Genomic DNA, 12342 nt, shown 5'->3' with positions numbered 1-12342 from the left:
ACCACCAGCCTCCAAGGAGGACCGGATGAACAACGTGCTCAGGAACTACACCTAGCTCACAGCCGGTCCGGGGCCGTACGGCGGCGCAGAGCGCCGCGCGCGCCCCGCCGCAGCCCGTCCCCCGGCGTCCCCGGCGCGGCCCCGGGGCGCGATCCCCGTCTTTGCGGATGGGCAGCCATCGATGGCTGCCCATCCGCAAAGACAGCCCGTTCGCTTGGCACTCTTGTGAAGAGAGTGCCAACGCCTCTTGTCGCTCGCGCTCGCGGATGTGTACGATGGCCCGGATCCCGTTGGCACTCTCGCCCCTTGAGTGCCAAGCCCGGGGTTCGTCACAACCACGGACATCCACACCGGAGGTCATTCATGAAGCTCAAGCCCCTGGGCGATCGCCTGATCGTGCGGGCCATCGAGGAGGAGGAGACGACGGCCAGCGGCCTCGTGCTCCCCGACACGGCCAAGGAGAAGCCCCAGAAGGGCGAGGTCCTCTCGGTCGGCGACGGCCGCTTCGACGAGGACGGCGACCGCATCCCGCTCGACGTGAAGGCGGGCGACACCGTCCTGTACAGCAAGTACGGCGGCACCGAGATCAAGGTCGACGGCGAGGAGCTGCTCGTGCTCCGCGAGTCCGACGTCCTCGCCAAGGTCGACAAGTAGTCAGGAGAACAGGAACACATGGCTCACAAGGAACTCAAGTACGACGCGGCTGCCCGCAAGGCCCTCGAGGCCGGCGTCGACGCCGTCGCAGACGCCGTCAAGGTCACTCTCGGCCCGAAGGGCCGCTACGTGGTCCTCGACAAGAAGTTCGGCGCTCCGACGATCACGAACGACGGCGTCACCATCGCCCGCGAGATCGAGGTCGAGGACGTCTTCGAGAACCAGGGCGCGCAGCTCGTCCGCGAGGTCGCGACCGCGACGAACGACGTCGCCGGCGACGGCACGACGACCGCGACGGTCCTCGCGCAGGCGATCGTCCGCGCGGGCCTCAAGAACGTCGCGGCCGGCGCGAACCCCCTCGCGCTGAAGAAGGGCATCGAGACCGCCGTCAACACGGTCGTCGAGAACATCGCGAAGCAGGCGAAGGACATCCAGGGCAAGGAGCAGATCGCCCGCGTCGCGACGATCTCCGCCGGCGACGAGGAGATCGGCGACGTCATCGCCGACGCGATCGAGAAGGTCGGCAAGGACGGCGTCGTGAACGTCGAGGAGGGCCAGACGTTCGGCATGGACCTCGAGTTCACCGAGGGCATGCAGTTCGACAAGGGCTACATCTCGCCCTACATGGTCACCGACCAGGACCGCATGGAGGCCGTCCTCGAGGACCCCTACGTCCTCATCGCGAACCAGAAGATCGGCTCCGTCCGCGACGTCCTGCCGGTCCTCGAGGCCGTCATCCAGTCCGGCAAGCCCCTCCTCATCATCGCCGAGGACCTCGAGGGCGAGGCCCTCGCGACGCTCGTCGTGAACAAGCTCCGCGGCACGTTCACCGGCGTCGCCGTGAAGGCCCCCGGCTTCGGCGACCGCCGCAAGCGCATGCTCGAGGACATCGCGATCCTCACCGGCGGCGAGGTCATCACCGAGGAGATGGGCCTCAAGCTCGAGAACACGCAGCTCTCGCAGCTCGGCCGCGCCCGCCGCGTCGTCGTCGGGAAGGACGCCACGACGATCGTCGACGGCGCCGGCGACACCGAGGCCATCAAGGGCCGCATCAACCAGATCAAGGCCGAGGTCGAGAACACCGACTCGGACTTCGATCGGGAGAAGCTCCAGGAGCGCCTCGCCAAGCTCTCCGGCGGCGTCGCCGTCGTGAAGGTCGGCGCGGCCACCGAGACGGAGATGAAGGAGAAGAAGCACCGCGTCGAGGACGCCCTCCAGGCGACCCGCGCGGCCCTCGAGGAGGGCATCGTCCCCGGTGGCGGCGTCGCGCTCCTCCAGGCCGGCGACACGGTGAAGCTCGACGACTACGCGTCCGACGAGCAGACCGGCGCCCGCATCGTCCTGCGCGCGCTCGAGGAGCCGCTCCGCCAGATCGCGGAGAACGCCGGCCTCGAGGGCTCGGTCGTCGTCAACGACGTCCGCAAGGCGAAGAAGGGTCACGGCCTCAACGCCGCGACCGGCGAGATCGTCGACCTCGTCGGCGAGGGTGTCATCGACCCGGCGATGGTGACGCGCTCCGCGCTCCAGAACGCCGCGTCGATCGCGAAGAACATCCTCACCACCGAGGCGATCATCTGCGAGATCCCCGAGAAGGACGGCGGGGGCGGCGGCATGCCGGACATGGGCGGCATGGGCGGCATGATGTAGTGCCCATCCCGGCGCGACGCGCCGGGAGCCCGCAGGATCTGGACGACGCCCCGGGTTGCCTCGCGACCCGGGGCGTCGTCGTTGCGCACCACGACCGCAGGAGAGAGAGGCGATGGCGAAGACCCTGTACAGCGCGACGGCGACGGTGACCGGAGGCCGCGGTGAGGGCCACGGGAAGACGGACGACGGGAGGCTCGAGGTCGACCTCCGCCTGCCCTCGGAAATGGGGGGCCCGCCCGACGGCGACGGGACGAACCCCGAGCAGCTCTTCGCGATCGGCTACGCCGCGTGCTTCGAAGGCGCGATCGGCGTCGTCGGCCGCCGGCTCGAGGTCGAGACCGGCGACGTGTCGATCGACAGCACGGTGAGCCTGCACCCCGAGCCGGGCGGCGGCTTCCGGCTCTCCGTCGGGCTCGACGTCTCGATCCCCCAGGCCGAGAGCACGGCGCAGGCGAAGGAGATCGTCGCCGCGGCGCACGAGGTGTGCCCGTACTCGAACGCGACCCGCGGGAACATCGAGGTCGCGCTCACCGCGAACGGCGAGGCGGTCTGAGCGACGTGTCCTCCGGCACCGTCGCCTCGCTCCACCGCTGGCCGGTGAAGTCGATGGGCGGCGAGCCGGTGGACGCGCTGCGCGTCGACCGGCGCGGCGCGGTCGGCGACCGCGCCCACGCCCTGCTCGACGCCGAGCGGTCCCAGCCCGGGCGCCCCGTCCTCCTCACGGCGCGGCAGGCCCCGCGGCTCCTCGCCTGGCGGGCGACCTACGAGGGCGTCGACCTCGTGCCCGACGAGGTGCCGCTCCCGACCCTCCACCCGCCCGACGGCGGGGCGCCGCTGCGCTGGGACGACCCCGCGCTGCCCGATCGGCTCGCCGCGGACCTCGGCCGTCCCGTGACCCTCGTGCGCGACGTCCACGGCCAGCAGGACCTCGGCGAGACCGTGCTCGTGACGACGGAGGCCTCGCACGCGACGGTCGACGCCGCGCTGGGCGGCCTCGACCTCCGCCGCTGGCGGCCGAACCTCCACGTCGAGCTCGACGCCGACGCGTTCGCCGAGGAGCGCTGGGAGGGCGGCGTCCTGCACGTCGGCGAGGCGGTCCTCGACCTGCTGCACCCGTGCACGCGCTGCGTCATCCCCACCCGCGACCCCGACACCCAGGTGAAGCGCGGGGAGATCCTCGCGTGGCTCGCACGGGAGCACGACACGCTCTTCGGCATCAACGCGCGCGCCCGTCACGCCAGCATGGTGCGCCGCGGCGACAAGGTGCACGTACAAGGTGTCCGATTGCGGTAGGAATGCCTCATGCACCCAGGAGCACACGATCCCCAGAAGCCCGCCCTCGTCATGGGCGGCAGCGGCGAGACCGTCACGTTCGGCGAGCTCGAGGCGAACGCCAACCAGATCTCGCATCTCTTGCGCGCGACCGGCCACGAGGTCGGCGGGCACGTCGCGATGTGCATCGAGAACGCGCCGGTCTTCCTCGATGTGCTGTGGGGCGCCCACTACGCCGGCCAGCTCTACACCGCCGTCTCGACGCACCTCAGCGCCGACGAGATCGCCTACATCGTCGACAACTGCGACGCGACGAGCTTCGTCCTCAGCGCGAAGTACGCCGACCACGCCGAGACGATCCGGGCGAAGACGCCGACGGTCGAGAACTACTACTCCGTCGGCGGCGACATCGCCGGCTACACGCCGCTGACGGACGCCCTCGCGTCGCACCCGACGACGCCGCTGCAGGAGGACCGCATCGGCGGCCGGGACATGCTCTACAGCTCCGGCACGACCGGCAAGCCGAAGGGGATCACTCCACGCGCGCTCGAGGCGCCGTACGACGCCCCGCACCTCATCGTGCCGGTCATCCAGAACCTCCTCGGCGGCTCGGCGCAGGACGTCTACCTGTCCCCGGCGCCGCTCTACCACGCGGCGCCGCTGCGCTGGGTGATGGGCTACCAGCAGCTCGGGGCGACGGTCGTGATGATGGAGCGCTTCGACGCCGAGCAGGCGCTCGACCTCATCGAGCGCCACCGGGTCACCGTCGGCCAGTTCGTGCCGACGATGTTCGTCCGCATGCTCCGCCTCCCCGACGAGGTCCGCGAGGGCAAGGACGTCTCCTCGCTCAAGGCCGTCGTCCACGCGGCCGCGCCGTGCCCGCCCGAGGTGAAGCAGGCGATGATCGACTGGGTCGGCCCGATCGTCCACGAGTACTACGGCTCGACCGAGGGCTGCGGCGTCACCTGGATCACGAGCGACCAGTGGGTCGCGCACCCCGGCAGCGTCGGCCGCGCGGTCATCGGGACGCCGAAGATCCTCGACGAGTCGGGCAACGAGCTCGGCCCGAACGAGACCGGCGGCGTGTACTTCGCCGACGGCCCGCCCTTCCAGTACCACAAGGATCCGGAGAAGACCGCGGCGGTCCACAACGACCAGGGGTGGGCGCAGTTCGGGGACATCGGCCACCTCGACGAGGAGGGCTTCCTCTACCTCACCGACCGCGCGTCGTACACGATCATCTCGGGCGGCGTGAACGTCTACCCGCAGGAGGCCGAGGACGCGCTCCTCAGCCACGACCAGGTGATGGACGCCGCCGTGTTCGGCGTGCCGGACCCGGACTTCGGCGAGAAGGTGCAGGCGGTCGTCCAGCCGCGCGAGATGCCCGCCGACGACGCGGCCGCCGCCGCGCTCGAGTCCGAGCTCATCGAGTTCTGCCAGTCGAAGCTCGCGAAGGTGAAGTGCCCGAAGAGCGTCCACTTCCGCGCGGAGCTGCCGCGGACGGACACGGGCAAGCTCTTCAAGCGCATCCTCAAGGAGGAGTACAAGAAGGCCTACGAGGAGGGGCGCCCCGTCCCGGCCTGAGCCCCGCGGCGCGACGCGGCCGACCGTTGAGGTCTTCGACCATTGCGGTCGGCCGCTATCCTCGGGACATGCCCGCGTCCCCGCCGTCGACGCAGTGCACCCCCGCCGCCGAGGCGTGGCGGCTCGCCGAGCGGCTCGTCCACGACGCGCGTGGTCACTTCTTCGCGGTCGCGCGCGAGCTCGAGCTCTCGCCGCCGCAGATCTGGGCGCTCCGGCGCCTCGAGCCGGGGAGGGGCACGCCGATGGGCGACCTCGCCGCGCACCTCCACTGCGACAGCTCGAACGTCACGGGCATCGTCGACCGCCTCGAGAAGCGCGGTCTCGTCGAGCGGCGGCCCGCCCCCCACGACCGCCGCGTGAAGCACCTCGTGCTCACCGGTGACGGCGCACGCCTGCGGGCCCGGCTCGTCGCCGCGCTCGACGATGGCCCCAACCCGTTCGACGCCCTCCCCGCGGCGGACCAGGAGGCGCTTCGCGACCTGCTGCGCCGCGCGACGGGTGTGTCGGAATGAGCCCGGGGCCCGGGCTCATTCCGACACACCGGCGCGGCGGGGTGGGGCCGAGCGGGCGCCGGCTGAACAGCTAGCGCACCGCCGACACCGGGCGCGGGGCCTCGCCGACGTACTTCGCCGTCGGGCGGATGAGCCGCGCCTCCTTCTTCTGCTCGAGGATGTGGGCGCTCCATCCCGCGACCCGCGCGCAGGTGAACATGGGGGTGAAGAGGTCGGCAGGCACCTCGGCGAGATCGAGGATGACCGCGCTCCAGAACTCGACGTTCGTCGCGAGGACCCGATCGGGCTTGCGGGCCTGCAGCTCGGCGAGGGCCGCCTTCTCGAGCGCCTCGGCGACCTCGAAGCGCGGCGAGCCCAGCTCGCGCGCCGTCCGCCTCAGGACGCGGGCGCGAGGATCCTCGGCGCGGTAGACGCGATGCCCGAAGCCCATGAGCCGCTCCCCGCGGTCGAGGGCCTGCTTCACCCACTTCTCCGCGTCGCCCATCTCCTCGACGCCCTCGATCATCTTGAGGACGCGCGAGGGGGCGCCGCCGTGCAGGGGGCCGCTCAGCGCGCCGACCGCGCTGGAGAGGGCCGCCGCGCAGTCCGCGCCCGTCGAGGTGACGACCCGCGCGGTGAACGTCGAGGCGTTCATGCCGTGCTCGGCGGCCGAGATCCAGTACGCGTCGATCGCCTTGGCGTGGTCCGGGTTCGCCTCGCCGCGCCAGCGGATGAGGAAGCGCTCGGCGATCGTGGTCGCCTTGTCGATCTCCTCCTGCGGCACCCAGGGCTTGCCGAGGCCGCGCGCGGACTGGGCGACGAAGCTCAGCGCCTGCACCGAGGCGCGCGCGAGGTCGTCCCGCGCCTCCTCGTCGGTGATGTCGATGACGGGCTTGTAGCCGTACTCCGGCGCGAGCATCGCAAGCGCCGACTGGACGTCCACGCGATGGTCGCCGGTGCGCACGAGGAGCGGGTGCGGCTGCGCGGGAGCGAGCCCGGGCCGGAACGAGCCGTCGACGAGGAGCCCCCACACGCCCTCGTAAGGCACCTCGCCGACGAGGTCCTCGATGTCGACACCGCGATAGCGGAGAGCGCCGCCCTCTTTGTCGGGCTCGGCGATCGTGGTGGCGAAGGCGACGACGCCCTCGAGGCCGGACTGGACTTCGCTCATGCGGAGAACCCTCTCAGGTGGTGGGAGCCGCGGATGACGCGGCGGGGACGGGGGTCGCGAGGCGCGTCTCGCGCTCACGGGCGCGGTCGGCCTCGTCGGTCTGCAGCGGCGCGAGGACCGCGAAGGCGGCGAGCGGCGCGAGCGCGGCGAGCGCGAAGCCGGCGCTCCACGAGACCACGGCGACGGTCGCGCCGAACGCCGCGGGCGCGACGGCGCTGCCGATCGCGACGATCATGTTCTGCAGGCTCATGGCCGTCCCCGCCCGGGCACGGCCGCTGATCTCCGCGGCGGCGGTGAACGCGAGGCCGTTCCACGACATCGTGCTCACCGCGGCGACGAGCGCGACGGGCACCGCGAGGACGGTGTGGGCGCCTGCGAGCACGGCGAGCGCGGCGAGGAGGACCGCGTTGCGGCGCGCGATGCGCCGCAGGAGCGGAAGGCGGACGCCGACCTGGTCGGAGCGGCGGCCGGCGACGATGCGCGCGGCGGCGCCGCCGAGCTGCGTCGCGGCGAGCGCGGCGGCGGCGAGCCCGACCGCCACGTCCTGGACGTCGACGAGGTAGAGGACGAGGAAGCTGAGGAGCGCCGACTGCGCGACGACGAGCAGCGCGCTCGCCGCGCCGAGCCGCCAGGCCCGCGGGTCCCGCGTCGGATGCGGCGGCAGGACGTACCCGTCGGGCACCGGGCGGTCCGGCGCGTCGCGCAGCCACACGCCGGCGACGGCCGCGGCCGTGAGGGTGAGGCCGGCGAGCGAGAGGAGGGCGAGGCGCAGCCCTCCCGCGCCCGCGAGGGCCGGGAGGCTGAGCGAGGCGATGGCGCCGCCGAGCGGCAGCGCCATCTGCCGGATGCCGAGGGCGTAGCCGCGTTCCCGGCGTGAGAACCAGCCCATGATCGCCCGCCCGCTCGCGCCGGTCGCGCTCGCGCCGAACATCCCGGCGAGGGCGAGGCCCGCGAGGAGCCACCCGAAGGTCGGGGCGAGGCCCGCGAGGACGAGAGCCGCCGCCGTGCCGACGAGACCGCTCGCCATGACGGGCCTCTCGCCGATGCGATCGGTGAGCATGCCCCACGGGACGAGCGTGATCGTCACCCCGAGGCTGAGGGCGGCGAAGCCGAAGCCGACCTGCGGGAGGGTGAGGTCGTAGGCGTCGCGCAGCGCGGGGCCGAGCGCCGGCAGCCCCATGCGCAAGGCGGCGAACGCCCCGGCGCCCAGGGCGCCGACCCCGAGGACGACCCACCGATAGCGATCGGTGCCGTACTGGGTCACGCGGCGGCTCCCCCCCTGGCCGGCGCCTCGCCGCGCGCCCGCGCACGGTGTCGCCGGGCCTTCGCGGCGTTCCCGCACGTCTTCATCGAGCACCACCGGCGGCGGCCCGCCGGCGAGCGGTCGTAGAAGCGGGCGCTGCAGTCCTCGGCCTCGCAGACGCGGACGCGCGCCCGGCCCTCCGGGGTCCCGAGCATCGTCGCGGCGTCGAGGGCGACCTGCCCGAGCGCACGGCGAGGCGAGTCCGCGGGGGGACGCTCGGTGAGGACGGGCGACCCGTCGGCGCCGACGGCGAGCTGCGGGCGCGCCCCGGCGAAGACGATCCAGTCGTCGACGAGCGCGACGGCCGCGGGGTCGGCCGGCTCGCCGGCGAGCGTGGCGAGGACGAGGGCGTCGATCGCCTCGCGAAGACCGCGAGCGTCGTCGAGCACGTCGCGCGGGAGGCGCGCCGCGGGAGCGTCCATGAGCCCCGCCTCGACGAGCCAGAGCGCGAGGTCGCGCGTCGTGCACAGCGTCTCGACGCTGCGGCGCCAGCGCTCGCGGCGGGTGTTGACGAGGTCGAGCGACGGGCGGCCGCCGAGCCAGTACCAGTACGGCTGCCCGGCACGCAGGGGCAGCGCGAGGCCCTCGGGGAGATCGAGGTCCGAGCGATCGTCGACGGGCCGCAGCTGCATAACCCCAATGCTAGCACTCATATGGTTACGCGCGGGCGTCGCGCGGCCCGGGTCACTAGGCTCGCGCGTCATGCCCCCCTCACCCGACGACGTCCTCTTCCGCCCCGTCGACGAGCTCGCCGCCCTCGTGCGCTCCGGCGAGGTGGCGGCCCGCGAGCTCGTCGAGACGTCGCTCGCCCGCATCGACCGCCTCGACGGCGAGGTCGGGGCGTTCGTCGACGTCTACGCGGAGGATGCCCTCGCCGCCGCCGACGCGATCGGGCCCGACGACCCCCGGCCGTTCGCGGGCGTCCCGGTCGCCATGAAGAACAACCGCGCGGTCGCGGGGAAGCGGCTCACGTTCGCCGCGGACCTCATGGGGGACTTCATCGCGCCGACCGACCACAACACGACCCGTCGGCTGCGGGACGCGGGGATGATCGTCGTCGGCTCCACCTCGCTGCCCGAGTACGGGATCCTCCCGGTCACCGAGCCGGTGCGGTTCGGCCCGACGCGCAACCCGTGGGACCTCGGCCGCACGCCCGGCGGCTCGTCCGGCGGCTCGGCGGCCGCCGTCGCCGCCGGGATGGTCCCCGTCGCGCACGCCAACGACGGAGGGGGATCGACGCGCATCCCCGCCGCCTGCTGCGGGCTCGTCGGCCTGAAGCCGCAGCGAGGCCGGATCTCGCTCGCCCCCGAGCTCGGCTACCAGCTCCTCGTCCAGGACGGCGTCCTCACGCGCACGGTCGCCGAGACCGCCGCGCTCCTCGACGTCCTCGCCGGGATGGAGCCCGGAGACATCGCGTGGGCGCCGCCGCCCGAGGCGCCCTTCGCCGAGCTCGCCCGCCGCGACCCGGGACGGCTCCGCGTCGCGCTCGTCACGCGCGCCCCGCTCGAGACCGCGGCGCTCGACCCCGCCTGCGAGCAGGCGGTCCGCGATGCCGCGGCGCTCCTCGAGTCCCTCGGCCATGAGGTGGAGGAGCCCGACGCCGCGACCGTCCCCTGGCCGATGCCGGGCATGCTCGAGCTCTTCACCGCGGCGTTCGGGCCGGCCGTCACGATGCAGACGGCGTTCGCCGGGATGGTGAGCGGCGTCGAGCCCTCCCCCGACCGGATGGAGCCGCTCAGCTGGGCGATCTGGGAGATCTGCGCCGGGATGAACGCGACGGCGGCATCGCTCGCCGACGCGCAGCTCCACGGCATCGCGCGCGGGATCGTCCAGTGGTCGTCGCAGTGGGACGTCCTCCTCATGCCGGCGCTCGCCGAGGCGCCGGTCCCGATCGGCGAGATCGACTCGACCTCGGACGACCCGATGGCCGACTTCGCCCGCTCGGGGCGCTTCACGCCGTACACCGCGATCTCGAACCTCACCGGCTCCCCGGCGATGTCGCTGCCGCTGTACGCCCGTCCCGCCGACGACGAGGTCGCGCCCGGCCTCCCGCTCGGCATCCAGCTCGTCGGCCGGCCCGCCGACGAGGGGACCCTGCTCGCGCTCGGCGCCCAGATCGAGGCGGCGGCGCCGTGGGCCTCGAGGCGCGCGCCGGTCTCGTGACCGGCCCCGTGAGCGGGCGTCAGGCCGCGCCGAGGACCGCGGCCATGCGCTGAGGGCGGACGCCGAGGCGCTCGGCGTCCGCCGTCCCCGACCGCGAGGTCATCGAGACCTCGAGCAGCTCGGCCTCGTCCCACGTCGCGATGGCGCGGCTGGGGACGAGCGCCCCGACGGCGCGCAGCGCCCGCGACGTGATCGCCGTCGGGACCGGGACGATCGGCCGGTGATGTCCGGTCGATCGGACGGCGAGATCGATCATCTCGCGCCCGGTGAGGGTCTCGGGGCCGGCGAGCTCGTAGCGCGCGGACCCTTCGGCGGGCTGGGCGTCGTGGCCGGCGGGCGGATGGCCCAGGACGGTCATCGTGCAGTCGGCGACGTCGTCGGCCCAGACCGGCTGGAAGCGAGCGCGACCGCGGCCGCTCATGGGGACGGCCGGCAGGAGCGCGAGCCGCTTGTACAGGGAGATCGCCGGGTCGTCCGGCGCGTAGACGATCGAGGGAGCGAAGATCGTGTGACGCAGGCCGCTCTCACGGACGGCCTCCTCGGCGAACGCCTTCGACCGCAGGAACCGCGTGCGGTTGTGCGCCGTCGCCGACAGCGCGCTGAAGAAGACGAAGTGCTCCACGCCCGCCTTCTCCGCGGCCTGCACCATCCGCCACGTCGCGATCCCGCCGAGCTCCTCGATGGATCCCTGCGGCTGGTCCCGGCTCGCCGCCGCGAGGTGGACGACCGTCTTCACGCCCCGCAGGGCGTTGCGGAAGGAGGGCGGGTCGGCGAGATCGCCGAGGGACAGCTGCACGCGGACGCGCTCCGCCCCGAGGCGCTTCGGGTCGCGGACGAGGACCCTGACGGGCACTCCCGCGGCGATGAGGCGGCGCAGGAGCGCCGATCCGACGGGGCCGGTGGCTCCGGTGAGGAGGAGCATCGGGGGCGCAGGGTATCCGCCGCGCGGACGGTCGGCTCTCGCGGCGCTCCCCACGTCGAGGGGACGCCCTCTGCCGATCGGGGGCGAGCGACGTCCTCTCCCCCGCTCCTGGCGTAGTATTGCCCGCTCCAAGCTGCTCAGTCAGACGAGATCGGAGTCAAGAAGCCCCATGGCCTACGTCATCGCGGAGCCCTGCGTCGGGACGAAGGACAACTCCTGCGTGGAGGTCTGCCCCGTCGACTGCATCCATCCCACGCCGGACGAGCCGGACTACGACAAGGTCGACCAGCTCTACATCGACCCGGAGGAGTGCATCGACTGCGACGCGTGCGTCGAGGCCTGCCCGGTCGACGCCTGCTTCGCGGAGGATCAGATCCCCGACGAGTGGTCGAAGTTCGTGCAGATCAACGCGGACTACTTCTCGAACCGCTGATCGGGCCGGTCCGCGGGGGCCCTTCCCCCGCGGGCCCTCCGCGCCTCGCAGGCCGACGACGGCCCCACCGCGAGGCGCCCGACGCTAGGGTGCGCGCATGGTGATGACGAACATCCGCGCGCGTGCCCGTGCCGGCGTCGTCGTCCTCGGCGTCGCCGCGACCCTCGGGCTCGCGGCGTGCGGCGACGACGGCGGCGACAACGAGGACTACGAGGCCGCGCTCAACAACTTCTGCGGGGCGCTCCTCGAGAAGCAGCAGAGCCTCGAGGCCGAGGTCCAGGAGGCCGCCGGGAGCGCCGCGAGCGACCCCGCCGCCGCGACCGACGCCCTCGCCGGCGTTCTCCGCGACTACGCGGGGACCCTGACGGGCGAGCTCGAGACGCTCAACGAGACCGACGCCCCCGGCGACTACTCGGAGTTCGACGAGGGTCTCAGCAGCGGCATCACGCAGGTCGCCAAGATCGCGAACGAGACGGCCGACAAGCTCGAGAAGGTCGACCTGTCGGGCGTGCAGGAGGGCGACACGTCGGGCCTTCAGGACCTCCAGGCGGCACTCACGGGCCTCCAGCAGACGGAGAACCCGCTCGAGAACCTCGAGGCTCCCGCCGAGCTCGAGGAGGCGGCTCCGAACTGCGAGGAGCTCAACAGCGGCGGTGGGTCGGGCGGCGAGTCCGGCGGCACCGAGACGACGGAGTAGTCATC

The 12342-nt window shown here is 73.1% G+C and carries 13 protein-coding genes; 9 read left to right on the top strand and 4 right to left on the bottom strand.

The annotated features are described in order from the left end of the window. The first annotated feature begins 363 nt into the window (after positions 1-363). The 6 genes from groES to ACME2J_RS09340 all read left to right on the top strand — a co-directional run bounded on the left by groES (position 364) and on the right by ACME2J_RS09340 (position 5669). Positions 364-654, top strand: a complete 291-nt coding sequence (gene groES / locus ACME2J_RS09365; RefSeq protein WP_495544636.1) for a co-chaperone GroES — start codon at positions 364-366, stop codon at positions 652-654. 18 nt (positions 655-672) lie between these two features. After that, a complete protein-coding gene (gene groL / locus ACME2J_RS09360) occupies positions 673-2301 on the top strand; it encodes a chaperonin GroEL (protein WP_495544635.1) in 1629 nt (542 codons plus the stop codon). 112 nt (positions 2302-2413) lie between these two features. Beyond that, positions 2414-2854, top strand: coding sequence for an organic hydroperoxide resistance protein (locus ACME2J_RS09355; RefSeq protein WP_495544634.1), 441 nt, complete (start codon positions 2414-2416; stop codon positions 2852-2854). Between the two features lie 5 nt (positions 2855-2859). After that, positions 2860-3594 (top strand): MOSC domain-containing protein, encoded by a 735-nt coding sequence (locus tag ACME2J_RS09350; protein ID WP_495544633.1) that lies wholly within the window; start codon positions 2860-2862, stop codon positions 3592-3594. A gap of 9 nt (positions 3595-3603) precedes the next feature. Then, positions 3604-5157: an acyl-CoA synthetase gene (locus ACME2J_RS09345; protein WP_495544632.1), complete on the top strand. Its 1554-nt coding sequence runs from the start codon at positions 3604-3606 to the stop codon at positions 5155-5157. Between the two features lie 68 nt (positions 5158-5225). Next, a complete protein-coding gene (locus tag ACME2J_RS09340; protein ID WP_495544631.1) occupies positions 5226-5669 on the top strand; it encodes a MarR family winged helix-turn-helix transcriptional regulator in 444 nt (147 codons plus the stop codon). Between the two features lie 70 nt (positions 5670-5739). On the opposite strand, the gene ACME2J_RS09335 is transcribed toward ACME2J_RS09340, so the two are convergent. Genes ACME2J_RS09335 through ACME2J_RS09325 form a run of 3 tightly spaced genes read right to left on the bottom strand, consistent with a single transcriptional unit; the run spans position 5740 to position 8754 of the window. After that, positions 5740-6819, bottom strand: coding sequence for a citrate synthase 2 (locus tag ACME2J_RS09335; RefSeq protein ID WP_495544630.1), 1080 nt, complete (start codon positions 6817-6819; stop codon positions 5740-5742). Positions 6820-6832: 13 nt separating this feature from the next. Then, positions 6833-8083, bottom strand: a complete 1251-nt coding sequence (locus ACME2J_RS09330) for an MFS transporter (RefSeq protein ID WP_495544629.1) — start codon at positions 8081-8083, stop codon at positions 6833-6835. Next, positions 8080-8754 carry a CGNR zinc finger domain-containing protein gene (locus ACME2J_RS09325; RefSeq protein WP_495544628.1) on the bottom strand — a complete coding sequence of 225 codons (675 nt, stop codon included), beginning with the start codon at positions 8752-8754 and terminating at the stop codon, positions 8080-8082. The genes ACME2J_RS09330 and ACME2J_RS09325 overlap by 4 nt, the downstream gene beginning before the upstream one ends. A 70-nt stretch (positions 8755-8824) precedes the next feature. Here ACME2J_RS09325 and ACME2J_RS09320 point away from each other — a divergent pair, with 70 nt between their 5' ends. Further along, positions 8825-10285: an amidase gene (locus ACME2J_RS09320; RefSeq protein ID WP_495544627.1), complete on the top strand. Its 1461-nt coding sequence runs from the start codon at positions 8825-8827 to the stop codon at positions 10283-10285. 19 nt (positions 10286-10304) lie between these two features. Here the strand turns inward: ACME2J_RS09320 and ACME2J_RS09315 are convergent, their stop codons facing one another. Continuing rightward, positions 10305-11207, bottom strand: coding sequence for an NAD(P)H-binding protein (locus tag ACME2J_RS09315; protein WP_495544626.1), 903 nt, complete (start codon positions 11205-11207; stop codon positions 10305-10307). Between the two features lie 169 nt (positions 11208-11376). On the opposite strand from ACME2J_RS09315, the gene ACME2J_RS09310 reads away from it, so the two are divergent. Continuing rightward, positions 11377-11640 carry a 4Fe-4S dicluster domain-containing protein gene (locus tag ACME2J_RS09310; protein ID WP_495544625.1) on the top strand — a complete coding sequence of 88 codons (264 nt, stop codon included), beginning with the start codon at positions 11377-11379 and terminating at the stop codon, positions 11638-11640. 97 nt (positions 11641-11737) lie between these two features. Next, a complete protein-coding gene (locus tag ACME2J_RS09305; protein ID WP_495544624.1) occupies positions 11738-12337 on the top strand; it encodes a hypothetical protein in 600 nt (199 codons plus the stop codon). The last annotated feature ends 5 nt before the right edge of the window (positions 12338-12342 follow it).

Source organism: Paraconexibacter sp. (genome assembly GCF_059438195.1).
The sequence above is the reverse complement of the archived record's forward strand: the minus strand, read 5'-3'. Positions and strand labels throughout refer to the sequence as shown.